The 20,738-nt window shown below is 73.0% G+C and carries 19 protein-coding genes; 12 read left to right on the forward strand and 7 right to left on the reverse strand.

Annotated elements, in window-relative coordinates; genetic code table 11:
* Positions 1-46: 46 nt before the first annotated feature.
* The 3 genes from CTE05_RS00005 to CTE05_RS00015 form a co-directional block, all read right to left on the reverse strand.
* Complete coding sequence (locus CTE05_RS00005; protein ID WP_146844097.1) at positions 47-298, reverse strand: PspC domain-containing protein; 252 nt, start codon at positions 296-298, stop codon at positions 47-49.
* A gap of 108 nt (positions 299-406) precedes the next feature.
* The gene (locus CTE05_RS20085) at positions 407-868 is read right to left on the reverse strand and encodes a hypothetical protein (RefSeq protein ID WP_186814681.1); all 462 of its coding nucleotides are present in this window, start codon (positions 866-868) and stop codon (positions 407-409) included.
* Complete coding sequence (locus CTE05_RS00015) at positions 865-2,079, reverse strand: serine/threonine-protein kinase (RefSeq protein WP_146844098.1); 1,215 nt, start codon at positions 2,077-2,079, stop codon at positions 865-867. The genes CTE05_RS20085 and CTE05_RS00015 overlap by 4 nt, the downstream gene beginning before the upstream one ends.
* A gap of 75 nt (positions 2,080-2,154) precedes the next feature.
* Here CTE05_RS00015 and CTE05_RS00020 point away from each other — a divergent pair, with 75 nt between their 5' ends.
* From CTE05_RS00020 to CTE05_RS00030, 3 genes are all read left to right on the forward strand, one after another.
* Entirely contained in the window at positions 2,155-2,520 is a 366-nt protein-coding gene (locus tag CTE05_RS00020; RefSeq protein WP_146844099.1) for a nuclear transport factor 2 family protein, read from the forward strand.
* 141 nt (positions 2,521-2,661) lie between these two features.
* Positions 2,662-4,893, forward strand: coding sequence for a rhamnogalacturonan lyase family protein (locus tag CTE05_RS00025; RefSeq protein WP_146844100.1), 2,232 nt, complete (start codon positions 2,662-2,664; stop codon positions 4,891-4,893).
* Between the two features lie 63 nt (positions 4,894-4,956).
* Entirely contained in the window at positions 4,957-7,224 is a 2,268-nt protein-coding gene (locus CTE05_RS00030; RefSeq protein WP_146844101.1) for a glycoside hydrolase family 95 protein, read from the forward strand.
* Here the strand turns inward: CTE05_RS00030 and CTE05_RS00035 are convergent.
* On the reverse strand, positions 7,214-7,879 hold the full coding sequence (locus tag CTE05_RS00035) for an NAD(P)-dependent oxidoreductase (protein WP_146844102.1): 666 nt from the start codon (positions 7,877-7,879) through the stop codon (positions 7,214-7,216). The genes CTE05_RS00030 and CTE05_RS00035 overlap by 11 nt on opposite strands.
* A 90-nt stretch (positions 7,880-7,969) precedes the next feature.
* Between CTE05_RS00035 and CTE05_RS00040 the strand changes: the two genes are divergently transcribed.
* Positions 7,970-8,962: an AraC family transcriptional regulator gene (locus tag CTE05_RS00040; protein ID WP_146844449.1), complete on the forward strand. Its 993-nt coding sequence runs from the start codon at positions 7,970-7,972 to the stop codon at positions 8,960-8,962.
* Positions 8,963-9,029: 67 nt separating this feature from the next.
* On the forward strand, positions 9,030-9,434 hold the full coding sequence (locus tag CTE05_RS00045; protein WP_146844103.1) for a four-helix bundle copper-binding protein: 405 nt from the start codon (positions 9,030-9,032) through the stop codon (positions 9,432-9,434).
* Here CTE05_RS00045 and CTE05_RS00050 read toward each other — a convergent pair.
* Both CTE05_RS00050 and CTE05_RS00055 read right to left on the reverse strand, forming a co-directional pair.
* Complete coding sequence (locus CTE05_RS00050; RefSeq protein ID WP_146844104.1) at positions 9,431-9,685, reverse strand: nuclease; 255 nt, start codon at positions 9,683-9,685, stop codon at positions 9,431-9,433. The genes CTE05_RS00045 and CTE05_RS00050 overlap by 4 nt on opposite strands.
* Positions 9,686-9,945: 260 nt before the next feature.
* Positions 9,946-11,994 carry a thioredoxin domain-containing protein gene (locus CTE05_RS00055; RefSeq protein ID WP_146844105.1) on the reverse strand — a complete coding sequence of 683 codons (2,049 nt, stop codon included), beginning with the start codon at positions 11,992-11,994 and terminating at the stop codon, positions 9,946-9,948.
* A gap of 203 nt (positions 11,995-12,197) precedes the next feature.
* On the opposite strand from CTE05_RS00055, the gene CTE05_RS00060 reads away from it, so the two are divergent.
* From CTE05_RS00060 to CTE05_RS00080, 5 genes are all read left to right on the forward strand, one after another.
* Positions 12,198-12,911, forward strand: coding sequence for an alpha/beta fold hydrolase (locus CTE05_RS00060; protein ID WP_186814682.1), 714 nt, complete (start codon positions 12,198-12,200; stop codon positions 12,909-12,911).
* 34 nt (positions 12,912-12,945) lie between these two features.
* Positions 12,946-13,788, forward strand: a complete 843-nt coding sequence (fdhD, locus tag CTE05_RS00065) for a formate dehydrogenase accessory sulfurtransferase FdhD (protein WP_146844107.1) — start codon at positions 12,946-12,948, stop codon at positions 13,786-13,788.
* On the forward strand, positions 13,788-16,067 hold the full coding sequence (locus CTE05_RS00070; protein ID WP_146844108.1) for an FdhF/YdeP family oxidoreductase: 2,280 nt from the start codon (positions 13,788-13,790) through the stop codon (positions 16,065-16,067). Before fdhD ends, CTE05_RS00070 begins: the two co-directional genes overlap by 1 nt.
* A gap of 142 nt (positions 16,068-16,209) precedes the next feature.
* Positions 16,210-17,373 carry an N-acetyltransferase DgcN family protein gene (locus CTE05_RS00075; protein WP_246123163.1) on the forward strand — a complete coding sequence of 388 codons (1,164 nt, stop codon included), beginning with the start codon at positions 16,210-16,212 and terminating at the stop codon, positions 17,371-17,373.
* Complete coding sequence (locus CTE05_RS00080; protein ID WP_146844109.1) at positions 17,370-18,473, forward strand: alanine/ornithine racemase family PLP-dependent enzyme; 1,104 nt, start codon at positions 17,370-17,372, stop codon at positions 18,471-18,473. The genes CTE05_RS00075 and CTE05_RS00080 overlap by 4 nt, the downstream gene beginning before the upstream one ends.
* Before the next feature lie 22 nt (positions 18,474-18,495).
* Here the strand turns inward: CTE05_RS00080 and CTE05_RS00085 are convergent, their stop codons facing one another.
* Positions 18,496-18,948: a DUF4231 domain-containing protein gene (locus CTE05_RS00085; RefSeq protein ID WP_222595386.1), complete on the reverse strand. Its 453-nt coding sequence runs from the start codon at positions 18,946-18,948 to the stop codon at positions 18,496-18,498.
* A gap of 99 nt (positions 18,949-19,047) precedes the next feature.
* Between CTE05_RS00085 and CTE05_RS00090 the strand changes: the two genes are divergently transcribed.
* Together CTE05_RS00090 and CTE05_RS00095 are read left to right on the forward strand one after the other, a co-directional pair.
* Positions 19,048-19,902, forward strand: coding sequence for a toll/interleukin-1 receptor domain-containing protein (locus CTE05_RS00090; RefSeq protein ID WP_186814683.1), 855 nt, complete (start codon positions 19,048-19,050; stop codon positions 19,900-19,902).
* Positions 19,899-20,702 carry a toll/interleukin-1 receptor domain-containing protein gene (locus CTE05_RS00095; protein WP_146844111.1) on the forward strand — a complete coding sequence of 268 codons (804 nt, stop codon included), beginning with the start codon at positions 19,899-19,901 and terminating at the stop codon, positions 20,700-20,702. The genes CTE05_RS00090 and CTE05_RS00095 overlap by 4 nt, the downstream gene beginning before the upstream one ends.
* The last annotated feature ends 36 nt before the right edge of the window (positions 20,703-20,738 follow it).

Below are 20,738 nucleotides of genomic sequence, written 5' to 3' on the forward strand. Positions count from 1 at the left end.
CCCGCGTGAGCCTGCAGTCCCGCCGCGACCACGGTCGCGGCGGAACTCAGAGCTGTCCGTACGTCGTGGTCGTGGGAGCCGGCGCGCGGTGCTCGGTCGGCATGAGGATCCACAGCAGCGGGTAGACCAGCAGCTGGCTCCCGGGCAGGACGAACAGGATCAGGACGAACAACAGGCGTGCGTGGAAGGGCGCGATCCCGAACCGCTGACCCAGCCCGGCGCACACACCGCCCAGGACGCGGCCGTCGACCGGCCGGACCAGGCCCTGCCGGGCCATGCCGTCGTGGATGCTGCCCATGGTGCTGCTCCTCTCGCGCCGGCCGGAGCGGCCGGACGACCCCAGCATGCCCGCGCGGACGACGCGCCCGCATCGGTGATCCCCCGGAACCCGACCCTGAGCGGGGCCCTACTTCCCGGGCTTGCCCTTGTCCTTGGGTGCAGGAGGCTCCTTCTTGGGGGCGGCCGGCGCGTTCTGCTCGGCGGCCGCCTTCTCCGCTGCCGCCTGCTCGGCGGCCGCCTGCTCCGCTGCCGCCTGCTCGGCCGCGGCCTGCTCGGCTGCGGCCTGGTCGGCGGCGGCCTGGGCTGCGGCCAGCTCGGTCGCGACGAGGTCGAGGGCGGCATCGATCTCGCGGTAGCGCGTCGTCGAGACCTCGCCCGCGTCCACACCGTCGTCGAGCGTCGTGCGCGTCGTGAGCAGCAGCGACTGCGCGTCCGCCCAGCGTGCCTCCCCCGCCGCCTGGGTCACCGCGAGCACGGACTCCTGCAGCGTCTGCGCGCGGTCGGCTTCCAGGTCGGGGCGGCCGGCGCACCCGGCGCACACGAGCACGGCGGCGAGCACCACGGCGGTCCACACCGTCACCCGCCTCATGGTTCGACGCTCTTCTGCAGCGTGGTCAGGGCCTCGCCCACCGCACCCTCGACCGCCGGGTACGACGGCGGGTCGGTCGGCGTCGTCCCGCCGCCCCCCGCGAGCTGGCTGATCAGCAGCGTCCCGCCCGCGAGCAGCACGACCGCGCCCCCGACCAGTGCAGTACGCGTCGAGCGGGCCCACCGACCGGGGGTCGGTACGGCCGCGGTCTGGGTGCCGGGCTCGCCTGCAGGTGCCGCGGCGGGTGCCACCCTGGTCTCGGCCGGGGTCGGATCGGCGGTCGCCTGCGTCTCCGCAACCGGCAGCACGAGGGTCTCGCCTGTCGAGCCCGCGAGGATCGCCGCCATGCCGTGCGCCACCTCGCCGGCGTCGGGGCGCTCCTGCGGATCGATGCGGGTCATCCGCGACAACAGGTCCCCGAGCCTCGGGTCGAGGTCGAGCGGCACCTCGGGCGCCGTGACGAGCCGGGCGGTCATCACCTCGGCCATCGTCCCGGTGAAGGCGGGCCGTCCGGTCGCGCACTCGAGCAGCACCAGGCCGAGCCCGTACACGTCGCTGCTCGGCCCGAGCTCGACGCCCGTGGCCTGCTCGGGGCTCAGGTAGCTCATCGTGCCGAGCGTCATGCCGGTCATCGTCAGGCGGGTCGCGTCCGCCAGCCGGGCGATGCCGAAGTCGGCGAGCTTGACCGCGGGCTCACCGCGTCGCCGCGTGGTGTCGAGCGCGTCGGCGCTGGTCAGCAGGATGTTGGCCGGCTTGATGTCGCGGTGGATGATGTCCCGCTCGTGCACGGTCGCCAGGGCCGAGGCGACGTCCCGGCCGACGCGGGCCGTCTGGTCGACGTCGAGGGCGCCGTCGCGGAGCCGCTCGGCGAGCGTCGGCCCCGCCACGAGCTCCATGACGAGGTACACCTGCTCCGACCCGTCGTCGCCGTGCACGGTGCCGGCGTCGTGCAGCGTGACCAGGCCAGGATGGCTGAGCGTGGCCAGCACCCGGATCTCGGCGCGGTTGCGCAGGAGGTCGTCGGCGTCGGCGTGGACCGCGGGGAACACCTTGACGGCGACGTCCCGGCCGAGCAGCACGTCGTGCGCGCGGTGCACGGTCGCCATGCCGCCACGCCCCAGGACCTCGTCGAGCCGGTAGCGGTCGCCCAGGAGCGGGCCCCCGTCCGGTTCGGACGAGTCCGGTGGGGACTCGCTGACATGTTCCAGCATGGGATCCGACGCTAGGCGCACCCGATGACCCCCGCATCCGGGGACCGGGCGAACCCTCGGTGGCACACTGCGGCGATGAGCACCCCCGAACCTCTCGCGTACAGCGCCGCCTGGGCCGAGGCGTGGAACGCCCACGACATCGAGGCCGTCCTGGCGCACTTCCACGACGACGTCGTGTTCACGTCCCCGACCGCGGCGCGCGTGGTGCCCTCCAGCGGCGGGGTGGTCCTCGGCAAGCAGGCGCTGCGCGAGTACTGGACCGAGGGCCTGCGGCTCGTGCCGGACCTGCACTTCACCGTGGAGCGTGTGTTCGCCGGGGTGGGCGTCCTCGTGATCACCTACCGCAACCAGGGGGGCGGCCTCGTGGACGAGGTGCTGGTGTTCGCCGACGGGCTCGTGGTGGAGGGGCACGGCACGTACCTCGTGAGCGAGGGACGGTAGGAGAACGTTATCGGTGGTAAGCGTGTTCCTCTGAAAGGTTTCACTCCGTAGTTGCGCACGCGCGCGAGTCCCTACCTTCCCCTCAGGGCTGAGCCGTGCCCTCCGACGAAGGCGTCGGCCGTGACCGCAGGAGGAAGCACCATGTCGCACCCTCGCAGAACCATCCCGTGGCTGATGGCAGCCACGATGGCCATCGGTGTCGGGATCGCCGTCGCGCAACCTGCGACCGCGGCCGCCGGCTGCCGTGTGGACTACTCGATCACCAACCAGTGGCAGTCCGGCTTCGGGGCCGACGTCAAGATCACCAACCTCGGGGACGCCGTCAACGGCTGGTCCCTGACGTGGTCGTTCGGCTCGGGGCAGACCGTGGTCCAGGCCTGGAACGCGGCGGTGTCGCAGAGCGGCTCCCAGGTGACCGCGGCGAACGTGTCCTACAACGGCGGGATCGCGTCGGGCGCCAGCACGTCGTTCGGGTTCAACGGCGCGTGGTCGGGCAGCAACCCGGTGCCCACGACGTTCGCGCTCAACGGCACCACCTGCACGGGCGGAACCACCACGCCCACGGCGAGCCCGACGGCGACGCCCACCTCCACCCCGACAGCGACACCGACCGCCACACCCACGCCGACCCCGACGACCACCTCCCCGCCCGCGGGCGCCTGGCAGGCCGAGAAGCTGGACCGCGGCCTGATCAGCGTGCGCTCCGGCAGCAACAACCTGGTCCAGTGGCGCCTCCTCGGCACGGAGCCCGCGGGCACCGGGTTCAACGTCTACCGCGGCGGCACCAAGATCGCCGGCCCGATCACCGACTCGACGAACTATCTGGACCAGGGAGCGTCGTCCAGCGCGACCTACACCGTCCGCGCGGTCGTGAACGGCTCCGAGCAGGCGGCGTCGGCGACGTCGCTGACGTTCGGCAACGGCTACCTCGACGTCCCCATCCAGAAGCCCAGCGGAGACTACGTGGCCAACGACGGCTCCGTCGGCGACCTGGACGGTGACGGTCAGCTCGAGATCGTCCTCAAGTGGGACCCGACCAACGCGAAGGACAACTCCCAGTCCGGCGTCACGGGCAACGTGTACGTCGACGCGTACGAGCTGAACGGCACGCGCCTGTGGCGGATCGACCTGGGCCGCAACATCCGCGCCGGTGCGCACTACACGCAGTTCCAGGTCTACGACTACGACGGCGACGGCAGGGCCGAGGTCGCGATGAAGACCGCCGACGGGACGCGGTCCGGCACCGGTCAGGTCATCGGCGACTCCGGCGCGGACCACCGGAACTCGTCGGGCTACGTGCTGTCCGGCCCCGAGTACTTCACGGTGTTCACCGGCCAGACGGGCGCGATCGGCGCGACCACGAGCTACGTCCCGGCGCGCGGCACGGTGTCGAGCTGGGGTGACAGCTACGGCAACCGGGTCGACCGCTTCCTCGCCGGCACCGCGTACCTGGACGGCCGGCGGCCGTCGATCATCATGGCCCGCGGCTACTACACGCGCGCTGTGGTCGTGGCGTGGGACTACCGCGACGGGCAGCTGACGCGGCGGTGGACGTTCGACTCGAACAGCTCCGGCAACAGCACGTACGCGGGGCAGGGCAACCACTCGCTGTCGGTCGCGGACGTCGACGGCGACGGCAGGCAGGAGATCCTGTACGGCGCCGCGGCGATCGACGACGACGGCCGGGGACTGTGGAACAACCGCACCGGGCACGGTGACGCGGGGCACGTCGGCGACCTGATCCCGAGCCGACCCGGTCTTGAGTACTACAAGGTCACCGAGAGCACGAACCAGCCGGACTCCTGGATGGCCGACGCGAGGACCGGCCAGATCCTGTGGAGCACGCCGTCGGGGTCGGACAACGGCCGCGGGGTGTCCGGTGACATCTGGTCCGGCAGCGCCGGGGCCGAGTCGTGGTCGTCGTCGGACTCGCAGCTGCGCAACACCTCCGGCCAGGGGGTCGCCCGCAAGCCCAGCTCGGCCAACTTCCTGGCCTGGTGGGACGGCGACACCTCCCGGGAGCTGCTCGACGGGACGCGCATCGACAAGTACGGGACGGGCGGCGACACCCGCCTGCTGACCGGGTCGGACGTGCGGTCGAACAACGGCACCAAGTCCACGCCGGTGCTGTCCGGTGACCTGCTCGGCGACTGGCGCGAGGAGGTCATCTGGGCCAGGTCCGACGAGTCCGCGCTGCGCATCTACGCGACACCGACCGTCACGAGCACCCGCGTCTGGACCCTGCTGCACGACCAGACCTACCGGGTCGCGATCGCGTGGCAGAACACGGCCTACAACCAGCCGCCGCACCCCGGCTTCTTCCTGGGCACGCCGTTCACGATGCCGGCCCAGCCGGTCATCAGCACCCCGTGACCTACGCTGCCGGTCGGACCGTCGCCCTCCCCTGACGGTCCGACCGGCGGCCTCTGGAGACCCGTGACGAGCGAGACGACCCTGCGCTACGACGCCCCCGCGGACCTCTGGACGGACGCCCTCCCGCTCGGCAACGGGCGGCTGGGCGCGATGGTCTTCGGTGGTGTGGCGGTCGAACGGCTCCAGCTCAACGACGACACCTGCTGGTCGGGAGCGCCCCGCTCCGGCTCCGCACCCGACGGTCCGGCGGCGCTGGCCGCCGCCCGCGACGCCCTGGACCGCGGTGACCTCCGCGAGGCCGAGCGTCAGGCCCAGCGCCTGCAGGGCGGCTTCGTCCAGGCGTACCAGCCGCTGGTGGACCTCTGGCTGGAGCAGGACGAGGCCGCGGCCGACGGGTACGACCGCTGGCTCCGGCTCGACGAGGGGGTCGCCGGACAGTCGTGGGCGACCGGTGCGCAGGAGGCGTTCGTCAGCCGGCCCGCGTCCGTCGTCGTCGTGCACAGGACGTGGAGCGGCGGGCCGCTGCGGGTCCGGGTCACCTCGGAGCACCCCCTCGACCGGCCGACGGGTGACGGCTCGGGCTGGTCGGCGACGCTGCGCCTGCCGTCGGACGCCCCACCCGACTACGTGCCGGGGAGGCGAGTGCTCCGCGATCTCAGTCCCGGGAGCAGCATCACGGCGGCCGTGGCGGTCGAGGTGGCCACGGACGGCGTGGTCGTCGCTGGCCGGGAGGGACTGCTGGTGCGCGACGCGACGTGGGCGACGGTCGTCGTCGCGAGCGCGACCGACTACGCCGGTGCGACGACACCCCTGCACGGCGACGCGGACGCGCTGCGGGCGGAGGCGACCGCCACCGCGGCGACCGCCGCGGGCCGCGGGCCGGCCGCGCTGCGCGACGAGCACGTCGCCGACCACGCCGCCCTGTTCGGCCGGGTGATGCTCGACCTGCCGAGTCCCGCGAGCGACCTGCCCACCGACGAGCGGCTCCGCCGGCACGCCGCAGGGCACCCCGATCCGGGGCTGGCCGCGCTCGCGTTCCACCACGGCCGCTACCTGCTGATCGCCGGCTCACGGCCCGGCACGCTGCCGATGACGCTGCAGGGGATCTGGAACGACGCGGTCCGGCCGCCGTGGTCGAGCAACTACACGATCAACATCAACACCGAGATGAACTACTGGCCCGCGCTGAGCACCGACCTCGCGGAGTGCCACGAGCCGCTGCTGCGCTGGATCGGCGAGGTGGCCCGCTCGGGCACCTGCACCGCGGCCGAGCTGTACGGGCTGCGCGGCTGGACCGCGCACCACAACTCCGACGCCTGGGCGTTCACCGAGCCCGTGGGCGACGGCGCGAGCGACCCGTCCTGGTCGTGCTGGCCGTTCGGCGGCGTCTGGCTCGCCCGGCACCTCGTCGACCACCACGACTTCACGGGTGCCGCTCCTGACGCGTCCGTCCTGCTCGGCGCCACGCGGTTCGTGCTCGACTGGCTGGTCGAGCTCCCCGACGGGGCGCTCGGCACCCAGCCGTCGACGTCCCCGGAGAACACCTTCGTCGGCCCGGACGGCCGGCCCGCCTCGGTGACGACGTCGACGACGGCGGACCTGGCGATGGCCCGCGACCTCCTCGAGAACGTCGTGCGGCTCGGTGGACCGGCGAGTCTCGTCGCCGAGGCGACGGCGGCGCTCGACCGGCTGCCCGTGGAGCGCGTCGCACCGGACGGCAGGCTCGCGGAGTGGCAGGACGACGTGGTCGAGGCCGAGCCCGAGCACCGGCACCAGAGCCACCTGTTCCGGGTCCACCCGGGCACGTCGATCGACCCCGACCAGGCACCGGAGCTGGCGCGGGCCGCCCTCGCCACCCTCGACGCACGCGGGCCCGACTCGACGGGCTGGTCGCTGGCGTGGCGCCTCAACCTGCGTGCCCGGCTGCGCGACCCGGCGGGTGCCGAGGCGATGGTCGACGCGTTCCTGCGGCCCGCGGGCTCGGGCGCCGGCGTCTACCGCAACCTCTTCTGCGCCCATCCGCCGTTCCAGGTCGACGGCAACCTGGGCTTCACGGCGGGCGTCGCCGAGCTCCTGCTCCAGTCGCACCGCACGATGGGTCCGCTGCGCGAGCTGCACCTGCTGCCCACCCTGCCGCCCTCCTGGCCCTCGGGGTCCGTGCGCGGGCTGCGGGCGCGCGGCGGGGTGTCGGTCGACCTCGCGTGGGACGCGCACGCGCTCACCGCCGCGCGCCTCGTGGCGGACCGGGATCTCGCAGTCCTGGTCCGCCACGCCGGCGGTCGCGAACGGCTCGACCTGCGCGCCGGCGAGCCCTGGTCGCTCACACCGTGACCGGGACCGCCGCACCGGCGGACACCGAGACGGTCCGGCCGGTCAACGTCGCGTCCTCGACCGCCTCCGCGAGGAACCAGCCGACCTGCGCGCGCGAGACCTTCACGCCCTCGATCGACCCGTCGGTCGACGTCCTCGGCGCTCCGGCCCACGGCTCGTCGGTGAGGGTGACCGGCTGGACCTCGACCCAGTCGAGGCCGCTCGCGCGCAGCTCGGCGCCCTGCCGCTCGGTGTCCGCGATCTGCGGCCGCAGCAGCACCGCGAAGATCAGCCGGTTGACCAGCGGCAGGCCGACGTTCGTCGGCCCGGTGCCGTAGGACGTCTGCACGACCACGCGACGTACCCCGTGCCGACGCATCGCGGCCAGCACGGTGCGCGTGCCCCGCGAGCGGATGTCCATGGGCGTCCCTGACGGTCCGCGCAGGCGCACCCGAACGGCGCTCTCGCTGATGCCGAGCGTCACGACGACGGCGTCCTGACCCTGGACGAGGCGGTCGACCAGGGCGGCGTCGGTGGCGTCCCCGTCGACCCCACGAACGCCCGGCAGGGACGACGCGTGGCGCGAGAGAGCGGTGACGTCGTGCCCGCGGCTGACCAGCTCGGTCACGGCGGCACGGCCGGAGCCGCCCGTCGCTCCGACGACGAGAACCTTCATGATCTGTCTCCTTCGATGCGGTCGGGATGCCTGTGGTTCCCACCTCACCAGCGCCGCGGTGGACGGTCTATGATGAGCCGTCCCCTATTCATGGCAGATCATCCAGGAGGTCTCGTGACCGTCGTCGATCTTCCGTGGACCCCGATCGACCCCGTCGGCGAGGCCCTGCACCACCTGCGCGTCACGGGCGTCTTCTACAGCCGCACCGAGGCGGACGGCCCGTGGGCGGTCGACATGCCCGCGTTCGGCGACTGCGTCAGCTTTCACGTCGTGACGGACGGCGAGGCGTGGGTCGAGGTCGAGGGCGCCCCGCCCGTGCGACTGGTCCCCGGCGACCTGGCGCTGGTCCCCCACGGCCGCGGGCACCTGCTGCGCAGCGCGCCGGGCGTGCCGTCGATGGGCCGGGTCGACGAGCTGCCGCAGGAGTTCCTCAGCCCGAACTACTCCGTGCTGCGCCACCAGGGCACCGGTTCGCACGTCGAGCTGATCTGCGGCGTGCTCTCCGTCGACGGCGCCGCCTCCCGCCTCCTGCTCGACCTGCTGCCGTCGGTCGTGCACGTCGACGGCCGGCAGGCCGGCGCGTGGATGGCCGCCACGCTCGCGCTGACCACCGAGGAGCTGACCCACGCCCGGCCCGGCGGCGAGGCGGTCACCACCCGGCTGGCCGACATCCTGGTGATCCAGTCGATCCGCGCCTGGCTGGACGCCCAGCAGGTCAGCACCGGCTGGCTCGGCGCCCTGCGCGACCCGCAGCTCGGCGCCGCGATCACGGCCGTGCACCGGGCCCCCGGCCGGCCGTGGACCGTCGCGACGATGGCGCACGAGGCGGCGATGTCCCGGTCGGCGTTCTCCGCCCGGTTCACCGACGTCGTCGGCGAACCCGCCATGCAGTACGTGACCCGCGTCCGCATGCACGTCGCGGCCGACCGCCTCGGCTACGGGCGCGCCACCGTGCGCGAGGTGGCCGCCGAGCTCGGCTACGACTCCGAGGCGTCCTTCAGCCGGGCGTACAAGCGCGAGGTCGGCGTCTCCCCCGGCCGTACCCGACGAGCACAGGGATGGTCGGGCCCGGCCATGGCGTGACCGTCGCGGCGCGGCGTAACGTCGCTGGGACCAGGGTCCGACGGGCAGCGACGGAGGGTGACCAGCGATGAGCATGATGGCCGACATGATGAAGTCCATGCCGACGGCGGAGATGTCCGGCATGCAGATGCCGATGATGCAGGACTGCATCGAGGCGTGCTCGGCGGCCGCGATGGCCGCGACCATGTGCGCCGACGCGGACGGCGGCGAGGGCATGGGGCGGTGCGCCTCGATGTGCATGAGCACCGCAGACGTCGCGACGACGATGATGCGCATGATGATGCGCCCGGCCGGCTACGACAGGGGTGTCATGACCTCGATGATGACGGCGTGCATGACGATGGGCGAGGCGTGCGCCGCGGAGTGCATGATGCACGCCGAGATGTCGGAGCACTGCCGGATCTGCGCGTCGGCGTGCACCGCGATGGTCGAGGCGTGCCGGACGGCGATGTCCTCGATGCAGACGGCCTAGCCGACGACGGGTCGCGCCGCGTACCAGGCGCCGCCCAGGGCGACCACCTCGGCGACCAGGTGCACCGCGACGGGCTCCCCGCTCGCCGGTGCCGCCCTGGTCGCCAGCACGGTCGCGCCCCCGTCCAGCAGGGCGACGGTGATCGTGTCGGGCTCGCGTGCGACCACGATGCCGTCGCGCCAGGCACGCGGTGAGGCGGTCGCGACGGCCTCCTGGATGGGAAGGACGTCGATACGGGTACGGTTCGGCACGGCTGCTCCATGGGTGTCCTGCGATGTCACTGTGTCGTCCGCACCACAGGAGGGTGCGGGGCTGCGCCGAGATACGGCGGGGTCAGGTCCCTACCCGCAGCGTGACGCGCACGGGGAGCTCCTCAGAGCTGCGTGGACCAGGAGGACGACGTCCTCAGAGACACATTCGACACAGACACCGGCGCGTCGACACGACGTCGACGGATCCCGCGGTGCTGGTGATGGACATGCGACGAGTGTGAGCACCCGTCCACATGCTGTCAAGCAGTCTCGGATGATGGACGTCCGCTGTTCATCGCGAGCTGCTGGGCGAGCGCGTCGGCGTCCGTCGTCGGGAGGTCGCACACGAACCCGCGGCACACGTAGGCCGCTGGAGCACCCCCGACCAGCGACCGGTCCCGGAGCAGCGGCGGGACGTCCGCTCCTGGCTCGCCGACGGCGACCACCAGCCCAGGCGCCGTCGACGCCATCGCGACGGTGTGCAGCGCACGCCGTGCCGGGTCGTCGTGCCCCACGACCGCGACCTCGCGCGGGCCGTCGAGAAGGGCCTCCGCCACCGCGAGCGCAGCTCCCGCAGCCCTCGGGAACCGTGTCGCGATCCCGAGCGGACCCCGCAGCGCCCGCTCGGCCGCCTCCCGGTGCCGGAGCGACCCCGCCAGCGCCGCGTACGTCAGCAGGGCGGCCGCCGCCGCGGACTGGCCCGACGGCGTCGGCCCGTCGGCGGGGTCCTGCAGGACGCGGATCCGCCCGACGACCGCGTCGGTCTCGTCGTCGGCGGTGTCCCGCAGCCCGCCGTCCGCGGCGGCGAAGTGCACCAGCACCGTCTCCAGCAGCTGCCCGGCGGCGTCGAACCATGCCGAGTCACCCGTGACCGCGCCGAGCGCCAGGAACCCGTCGGCCACGTGGGCGTAGTCCTCCAGCACACCGGGTGCCGAGCCGGCGACGCCGTCGCGGGAGGCCCGCACCAGCCGCGCCGACCCGTCCTGCGCGCGGCGCACGTGCGTCGCCCGCAAGAAGCTCGCCGCGACCGACGCCGCGTCGAGCAGGTCGGGACGGTCGAGCAGCGCCCCGGCCTCCGCGAGCGCCGCGACCGCCAGCCCGTTCCAGCCGGAGACCACCTTGTCGTCCCGCGCGGGCCGTGGTCGCCGTTCCCGGTCCGCGCGCAGCCGCGCCCGGACCTCGTCGAGCCGCACGGGGTCGGCCGGGTCGGCGCGCCGCTGCAGCACGGACAGCCCGTGCTCGAACGTGCCGTCGTCGGTCACACCGAGGACACCCGCCGCCCAGGTCCCGTCGTCGTCGCCGAGCACGTCCCGCAGCTGCGCGGGGCTCCAGGCGTAGAACGCCCCCTCCCGCCCCTCGCTGTCGGCGTCGAGCGACGACGCGAACCCGCCCTCGGCGGTGCGCAGGTCGTCGAGCAGCCACTGCGCGGTCTCCGTCGCGACGCGGCGCGCTCGCGGCGAGCCCGTCGCGCGCCAGGCGTGCAGGTACACGCGCAGCAGGAGCGCGTTGTCGTAGAGCATCTTCTCGAAGTGCGGGACCACCCAGGCGGCGTCGACCGAGTACCGGGCGAAGCCCCCCGCGAGCTGGTCGTACATCCCGCCGCGGGCCATCGCGTCGAGCGTCCTCTCCGCCATCGCGATGGCCTGCGCGTCCCCGGTGCGGGCGTGGTGCCGCAGCAGCCACTCGAGCACCATCGACGGCGGGAACTTCGGCGCCCCACCGAACCCTCCGCGCGCGGCGTCGAACGTGGTCGCCAGCCCAGCGAGCGCCTGGTCGACGACGCCGGGCCCGACGTGCTCCCCCGCGGCCGGTCGCTCCGCGAGCGCCTCCGCGATGACCGAGGCGCTCTCCTCCACCTCGCCCCGGCGCGTGGTCCAGGCCGCTGCCACGCTCGCCAGCACCTCCGTGAACGACGGCATCCCCTGCACCCTGCGTGGCGGGAAGTAGGTGCCGCAGAAGAACGGCTCCCCGGTAGGAGTCGTGAACACGGTCATCGGCCAGCCGCCCGACCCCGTCATCGCCTGTGTCGCCGCCATGTACACCGCGTCGACGTCGGGCCGCTCCTCCCGGTCGACCTTCACGCACACGAAGTGCTCGTTCAGGAACGCCGCGGTCGCCTCGTCCTCGAACGACTCGTGCGCCATGACGTGGCACCAGTGGCACGCGGCGTACCCGACGGAGACGAGCACCGGCACGTCACGGGACGCCGCCTCCGAGAACGCGGCGTCTCCCCACTCGACCCAGTCGACGGGGTTGTCGGCGTGCTGCAGCAGGTACGGGCTCGTCGCGGACGCGAGGCGGTTCGGCACGCCACCCAGGGTGCGTCGGAACCCGCGCCCGTGCGACCGCAACCCTGCGGCCCGGCGGCGACCGGTGTCCGCCCGCATACTGAGGCGCCCCGTGCGACTGCCACTGGCCCTGACCTGACCGGAGACCCATGCGCGTGCCTCGCCGCTCGATGTCGCCCCACACGGGGCGGCGGACGCTGGACCTCGGCAGGTACCAGCTCAGGGTGCAGACCGCCCCCGGTCCGCCCGACGGCCCCGTCTTCGTCCTGGTGCACGGCATCGGGATGTCGCACCGCTACCTGGCGCGGCTCAGCGGCGAGCTGGCACCGTCCGGCACGGTCCACTCGATCGACCTCCCCGGGTTCGGCGGTACGGCGACGCCCTCGGAGCGGATGTCCATCGCGGACGCCGGCCGGGCGCTCGCCGGCACGCTCGACGCGCTCGGCATCTCCGACGTGGTGCTGGTCGGTCACTCCATGGGCGCCCAGTTCGCCACCGAGCTCGCTGCGCAGCGACCCGACCTCGTCGCGCACCTGGTCCTCGTCGGACCGGCCACCGACCCGCGCCGGGCCCGCTACGTCGTCCAGGCGGTCGACCTCACCCGCGACGCGCTCAAGGAGCCGCTCTCGGGCAACGCGATCACGTTCACCGACTACCTGCGGTGCGGTCCGCGCTGGTACCTCGCCGAGCTGGCGCCGATGCTCGCGTTCCGGACGGACCAGCGGCTGCGGGACGTCGTCGCGCCGACGCTCGTGATCCGCGGCGGGGACGACCCCATCGCGCGGCACGACTGGTGCGCCGAGCTCGCAGACATCGGCGTCGACGGGTCGCTCGTCACGATCCCTGGTCATCGCCACCTCGTGCAGCACACGGCCGCCGCACAGACATCCGACGCCGTGCTCGCGTTCGCCCGCCGGGACGTCGTGCTCGAACCCTGACGCCCACCGGCAGTCGGACGCGCGATAGTGGGGCATGCAGAGAATCGCGGTCCGACGACGGGTGACGCGCATCGACCTGGACGGCGGCGCGCGCCGCGTCGAGGACGTCCTCGCTGCCGAGGAGCCCCTGGAGATCCGTGTCGGCGGGCGGTCCCTCGCCGTGACCATGAGGACCCCAGGCCACGACGTCGAGCTCGCTGCGGGGTTCCTGGTCTCGGAGGGCGTCGTCACCGCCGCCGAGCACGTCGTCACCGCGCGGTACTGCGCGGGCGCGACCGACGAGGGCCTCAACACGTACAACGTCCTCGACGTCACGCTCGCGCGCGGTGTCCCCGCGCCCGACCCGAGCCTCGAGCGGTCGTTCTACACGACGTCGTCGTGCGGGCTGTGCGGCAAGGCCAGCATCGACGCCGTCCGCACGCACTCGCACTGGACGGTCGACGACGACGGTCTCGTCGTGCCCGCCGACCTCCTGGCGACGTTCCCGGACCGGCTGCGCGAGCACCAGGAGGTGTTCGCCAGGACGGGCGGGCTGCACGCCGCAGGGCTGTTCGACGGCTCCACGGGCGAGCTGCTGGTCCTGCGCGAGGACGTCGGGCGCCACAACGCCGTCGACAAGGTGGTCGGCTGGGCGCTCACGGCGGGTCGGCTGCCGCTGCGGGGCACGGTCCTCATGGTGTCCGGACGCGCGTCGTTCGAGCTCACGCAGAAGGCCCTCATGGCGGGCGTCCCCGTCCTGGCGGCCGTCTCCGCGCCGTCGTCGCTCGCCGCCGACCTCGCGCACGAGGCCGGCATCACGCTCGTCGGCTTCCTGCGGGGGCCGTCGATGGTCGTGTACGCGCGGCCGGAGCGCGTCGGGGTGCGGGTGCCCGCCTGATGGCCCACGAGCCCCGGTTCACCGTCCACCCGCCCGAGGCGTGGGCCGTCGGGCTGCCGTCCGTCGTCAGCGCCATGACCTACGCGCTGGACGGCATGGGGCCCGGCCGCGCCCTGAAGCTGCTGACGAAGGTGAACCAGAAGGACGGCTTCGACTGCATGAGCTGCGCGTGGCCGGACCCGGACCACCGCGGGAGGGTCGAGTTCTGCGAGAACGGCGCCCGGGCGGTCGCCTGGGAGGCCACCACGGCGACGGTCCCGACGTCGTTCTGGGCGGAGCACTCGCTCACCGACCTGCTGGACCGGTCGGAGTACTGGCTGGGCCAGCAGGGCAGGCTCGTCGAGCCCGTCCACAAGCCCGCCGGCAGCGACCACTACGTCCCCATCAGCTGGGTCGACGCGTTCCGGCTCGTCGCCGAGAAGCTGCGCGGGCTCGACTCGCCGGACCAGGCCGCGTTCTACACCAGCGGGCGCACGGCCAACGAGACGGCGTTCGTCTACCAGCTGTTCGTGCGCGCCTTCGGCACCAACAACCTGCCCGACTGCTCCAACATGTGCCACGAGTCGACGGGCACGGCGATGCTCGCCACGGTGGGCGTCGGGAAGTCGACCATCGCGTACGACGACTTCGCGCAGGCCGACCTGATCGTCGTGATGGGCCAGAACCCCGGCACCAACCACCCGCGCATGCTCACCGCGCTGGAGAACGCGAAACGGCACGGCGCGACCATCGTCTCGGTCAACCCGCTGCCCGAGGCGGCGCTGCGGCGGTACAAGAACCCGCAGACGGTCCGCGGGATCCTCGGCCGCGGGAGCGACCTGGCCGACCAGTTCCTGCAGATCCGCAGCGGCGGCGACATGGCCCTGCTGCAGTGGGTCTCCCGGCGTGTCCTGGAGGCGGAGGACAGGGCACCGGGGACGGTCCTCGACCACGAGTTCCTCGCGGAGCACACGCTCGGTCTCGACGAGCTCCGCACCCACCTGGCGGACCTCGACGAGCAGGAGGTCCGCACGGCGACCGGGCTGACCGTCGAGGAGATGGACCAGCTCGCCGACCGCTACCTCGCCGCCGACCGCGTGATCATCACGTGGGCGATGGGCCTGACCCAGCACCGCAAGGGCGTCGACACGATCAAGGAGATCATCAACCTCCTGCTGCTGCGCGGGAACATCGGCAAGCCCGGCGCCGGCGCCTCCCCCATCCGCGGGCACAGCAACGTCCAGGGCGACCGCACGATGGGCATCTGGGAGCGGATGCCGGACAGCTTCCTCGACGCGCTCGGTGCCGAGTTCTCCTTCGAGCCGCCCCGCGCGCACGGGCTCGACTCCGTGCAGGCGATCCAGGCGATGCAGCGCGGCGAGCTCAAGGTCTGGTTCGCGCTCGGCGGCAACCTCGTCGCCGCGATCTCCGACACCGCCGCCGCCGAGGCCGCGATGCGCGGGACGGACCTGACCGTGCAGGTGTCCACCAAGCTCAACCGCTCGCACGTCGTGACCGGCGCCGAGGCGCTCATCCTGCCGACGCTCGGGCGCACCGACCTCGATCTGCAGGAGACCGGACCGCAGTTCGTGTCCGTCGAGGACTCGGTGTGCGCCGTGCACGCGACCCACGGCCCCCTCCCACCCGTCTCGGACCTGCTGCTCTCCGAGATCTCGATCGTGACGCGCCTCGCGCGTGCCATCCTCGGCGACGACGGCCCGATCGACTGGGCCGGGTTCGAGCGCGACTACGACACCATCCGCGACGCGATCTCGCGCGTCGTGCCCGGGTTCACCGACTTCAACCGCCAGGTCCGCCGCGCCGGCGGGTTCGTCCTGCCCAACGGCCCCCGCGACTCCCGGACCTTCCCGACGGCCACGGGCAGGGCCATGCTCACCGTCAACCGGCTCGTCCCCGTCGAGTGCTCGCCCGGCCGGCTGATCCTGCAGACCATCCGCTCCCACGACCAGTTCAACACCACGATGTACAGCCTCAACGACCGCTACCGCGGCATCCGCGGAGGCCGCGACGTCGTCTTCGTGAACCCCGACGACCTCGCCGACCTGGGCCTCGCCGACGGCGACCGCGTCGACATCCACAGCGAGTGGCCGGGTGAACCCGACCGGTCGCTGCGCGGCTACCGCGTCGTCGCCTACCCGACGTCCCGCGGGTGCGCCGCGGCGTACTTCCCCGAGGCCAACGTCCTGGTCCCGCTCGCCAGCACCGCGCTCGGCAGCAACACCCCGGTGTCGAAGGCGATCGTGGTCAGGCTGGAGAGCGTGCGGTCTGCAGGGGGCTGATGCAGGGAAGTCGGTGCCGAGCGGCTAAGGTCGGGCCGTCGGCAACCTTGCCGGCACTCAGTGCAGACCACTCGTTGACCGTTGGGCCTACGGCCCGGCCACGATCCCGTCGCCTCCTCTGAGCCTTCTCAGAGGGACCACCTTGTCTGCGCTCACCACTGACCCGTCTCGTCTCGACGAGGCCGCCCCGGCCGCTCCCTTCGCCCTGCCGGCCGGCTCGACCGCGGTCGTCTACTGCGAGGGCCAGTTCGGCGAGCAGGACGGCAAGACCGGCAACGGCCTGGTCCGCCACTCGGAGAAGTACGAGATCCTCAGCGTCATCGACAGCAGGTGCGCCGGTGCCGACGCCGGGACGTTCCTCGACGGGGTCCCGAACGGCATCCCCATCGTCGCCACGCTGGCCGACGCCGTCGCCGACGCCGGGTCGGTCCCGGACTACCTGATCTGCGGTCTCGCACCGGCGGACGGCCTGCTGTCCGAGGCCCAGCGCGTCGTGCTGCTCGACGGCATCGCCCGTGGCATGCACGTCATCAACGGCCTGCACGAGTTCCTCAACGACGACGCCGAGTTCGTCGCCGCCGCGCTGATCGCGGGGGTGACCATCACGGACGTGCGTCGCCCGAAGGCCACGCGCGACCTGCACCTGTTCTCCGGCCGGATCTTCGACGTCACCTGCACCCGGATCGCGGTGCTGGGCACCGACGGCGCCATCGGCAAGCGCACCACGGCGACGCTGCTGGTCCAGGCCCTCAACGCCCACGGGATCCACGCCGTCATGGTCGGGACCGGCCAGACCACGTTGATCCAGGGCGGGAAGTACGGCGTCGCCCTGGACGCGCTGGTCCCGCAGTTCTGCTCGGGCGAGGTCGAGCACCAGGTCGTCGCCGCGTTCGAGGGGGAGAACCCCGACGTCATCGTCGTCGAGGGGCAGGGCGCCCTGAGCCACCCGGCGTACCTCACGTCGGGGCACATCCTGCGGGGAAGCCGCCCGCAGGGCGTAATCGTGCAGCACGCGCCGAAGCGTCAGGTCCTCGGGGACTTCCCGATGGTGCCGATGCCGACCGTCGCGAGCGAGATCGCGATGATCGAGGCCTTCGCCGACACCCGGGTGATCGGCGTGACCATCAACCACGAGGAGATGACCGACCTCGAGCTCGACCAGTCCATCGGCGACCACCACCGCGAGCTCGATCTCCCGGTCACCGACCCGCTGACCCGGCCCGGCCAGGACCTCGTCGACATGGTCCTGCTCGCGTTCCCCGAGCTCGCACCGAAGGCGGCGCCCGAGACGTCGATCCGGGGGTGACCGCCCCGCGGATCGAGATCGACCTCGCCGCGATCGAGCACAACACCCGCGTCCTGGTCGACAGGCTGGCAGCGCGCGACGTCCGAGTCACGGGCGTCACCAAGGCCACCCTCGGCTCCCCCGCAGTCGCCGCCGCGATGGTCCGCGGCGGCGTGGCCGCTCTGGGTGACTCGCGCGTCGAGAACCTCGCTCGCCTGGACCTCTCCGGGCCACGCACCCTGATCCGCTCCCCCATGATCAGCCAGGCGGCACAGGTGGTCCGCACCGCGACCACCAGCCTCAACACCGAGCCGGCGGTCATCGCCGCCCTCGACGACGCCGCGACCCAGGCGAACGTCCGGCACGACGTCATCCTCATGGTCGAGCTCGGCGACCTGCGCGAAGGGATCGCCGTCGACGACGTCGCGACGGCCGCCCGGGTGGTGCTGACGTCCCGGTCGCTGCGTCTGCGCGGGCTCGGCGCCAACCTGGCGTGCCAGAACGGCGTCGTGCCCGACGACACGAACATGGGCGTCCTGCATGCGCTTGTCGACCGCACGGAGCTGCACCACGGCGTCACCCTCGACGTCGTCTCGAGCGGCAACTCCGCCAGCCTGGACTGGGCGCTGACCACCGCCCATGTCGGGCGGACCACCGAGCTGCGCCTCGGCGAGGCGATCCTGCTCGGCACCGAACCCCTCGGACGGACCCCGATCGCCGGTCTGGGCACGGACGCCTTCACCCTGGTCGGCGAGGTCATCGAGGTCACCCACAAGCCCACCCGACCGTGGGGCCGGCAGGCGCAGGCTGCGTTCGGCGCACCCCCGGAAGCCACCGCGCGGGGCACCCGTCGCCAGGCGATCGTGGCGCTCGGCCGCCAGGACGTCGACCTCGACGGCCTCGTCCCGCCCGGAGGGATCCGTGTGCTCGGGATGAGCAGCGACCACCTCGTCCTCGACGTCGGCGACCACCGGGTCGCGGTCGGCGACGAGCTCCGCTTCCGGCTCGGCTACGGCGCACTCGTCCGCGCGATGACCTCCCCGTTCGTCACCCGCGTCGCGACGTCAGGCCCCGGGGTCGCCGGCACCCCGGACGCGTGGCGCGACCGGACCAGCGCCTGACGGGACGCTCGTCCCGGCACGGTCAGCTCCGACCGTCGTCGATCCTGGGGCGCTGCGACGCCACCTTCATCCAGCCCGCCATCTCCTCCTGCTCGATCGCCGTGACCCGCGCGGCGAGCTCCGCGTCCCGGCTGGTCGGGTCGCTGTAGGGCGCGGACTGCGTCCGGTAGAGCCGGCGCTCCGCCTCGACCGCCTCCCGGGCCTTGCTGAACCGCAGGTAGTTCTCCTGCCAGTGGAAGATGCTCCTGGCGCCCGTCAGGACGACGACGAGGGCTCCGAGCACCGCGGGCGGGACCGCGTCGTCCGGCCAGATCGCGGCACTGAGGGGGATGGAGGCCGCGAGCACGAGGAGGAGCGTCTCGCTTCCCTTGTACAGCTGTCGAGCTCGGATGGCGTGGCTGCGGTACCACGCGTAGCTCCCGTTCGCCAAGGACATCGCGTACCCGTCCTCGTCGGTCGGTCCTAGTGCGCTCACCGTCGTCCGTCCCCACGCCCGCTCGTCGACGACGACGATCTTGCCAGTGTCGTCCTGCCGGGTGCCAGACTTGTCCCAGTACCGCCCCCGGAGGCAGCTGTGGCAGAGGTAGACGACTCCTCGCTCCGTCGAGTTCTCGTGGTCCTGTACAGCGACGGCGTGCAGTTCGCGATCGGGGTCGACTGGCCCGCGGCACAGACCCTCACCGCGATGGCTCGGGGCGTGATCGCCGCGATCGCCGCGCAGGAGCCTGAGCCGCTGGACGCGGACGTCGTGGCTGCCACCTGCGCGTTCTTCAGCTGGGACGCGGAGCAGCTGCCCTTCGGCACCACCGTCTCGCAGGTGCCCGAGCCGGGCGTGGTGATCGCCGTGGACACCCGGGGACGAGGCGACGACGGCGGTGGAGGCGGTCTGGTGCCGCTGCTCCGGCGGGCCCTGCTGCAGCACGAGACGTACGGACCGAGAGTCAGACGCTTCCTGCGCAGTCCCGACGCCGTGCGCGAGCCCGCACCCCTGTTCCGTTTCGATGCGTTCGTCAGCTACTCCGCGCTCGACGGACCGCTGGCGGCCGGCCTCGTCCGCGAGCTCGGTGCGTCCGGGGTGGTGTGCTTCCTCGCGGAGATCGCACTGGCCGCCGGTCGTCTCTGGGCAGACCAGCTGCATCGCGCGCTGCTGAGCTCACGGGCGGCCGTCATCCTCCTCACGCCCCGGTCCGTGCACAGCGAGTGGGTGCAGGTCGAGGCCGGAGCCATGTGGGCTCTGGGGCGGCCCGTCCTGCCGACGCTGGCCGGTCTCGCACCGGCCGACGTGCCCGCCTCGGTACGGGCGCTCATGCCCGAGGACCTCGTGCTCGTCGCGCCGTCGTCGTCGTCGACCGACACCCCGGCAGAAGCACTCGCGAGGACGCTCGTCCCGCTCCTCCTCGGCATCCGGGAGACGGGAGACGGGGCATGAAGCGGGACGTGTTCGTGGCCCAGTCCGACGGTCCGGCGCGGAACGCCGGCAGGTTCGCGATGCCGACCGGCATGAGGCTGCGCGAGCTCGTCGGAGCCGTGGCGAACCTCTACAACATCCAGGACTTCGCCGACGGCACCCGGATGTCGACGGACGCCGACGAGTACGACCTCTTCGCGTGGCACCTGCAACGCCTCCCCGGAACGGCACGGCTGGCCCAGGTCCCGCGGCCCGGAGTCATCCTCGCGGCGCACCGGGGCGCCGACCCGCAGGACGCCTGGGCGTCCGCGCTGCAGCTCCGGCGCAGCCTGGAGCAGGACGCCTCGTGGGAGCAGCGCTTCCACGACTTCCTCGACACGCCCGCGGCCCGCTGGCCCGCCGTCCCGCTGTGCGAGCAGGACCTGCTCGTGAGCCACGACGCCGACGACGAGGGCGTCGTGGCACAGATCGTCGACGAGCTCCGTGCCGCGTCGCTCACGTGCGTCGCGCTCGAGCGTCCGGGCGCGCACACGTCTCCCGCGGCCGACGGATGGCGCCGGGAGCTGGCACGGTCCGCGCTGCTCGTCTCCGTCATCGGACCGGCCGGGGTCGACAAGCCGGTCCTGCACCGTGAGGCCGGTGCCGCGTGGGCGCTGCGGCGCGCGATCGTGCCCGCCCTCATCGGCGTGCCCCCCGGCGCGCTCTCGTACCTCCTCTCCAGCTATCAGGTCAGGACCGTCGACACCCCCGAGGCACGGACCGCGCTCGCGTCCGAGCTCGCCGAGTTCATGGTCGGTGCGGCCGGTGGGATGGCCGACTGACCCGAGGCGGCCCGTCTGCGGCGCACCGCCGACGGC

Origin of the sequence: Cellulomonas terrae (assembly GCF_007990265.1) — a bacterium.
Classification (GTDB): Bacteria; Actinomycetota; Actinomycetes; order Actinomycetales; family Cellulomonadaceae; genus Cellulomonas; species Cellulomonas terrae.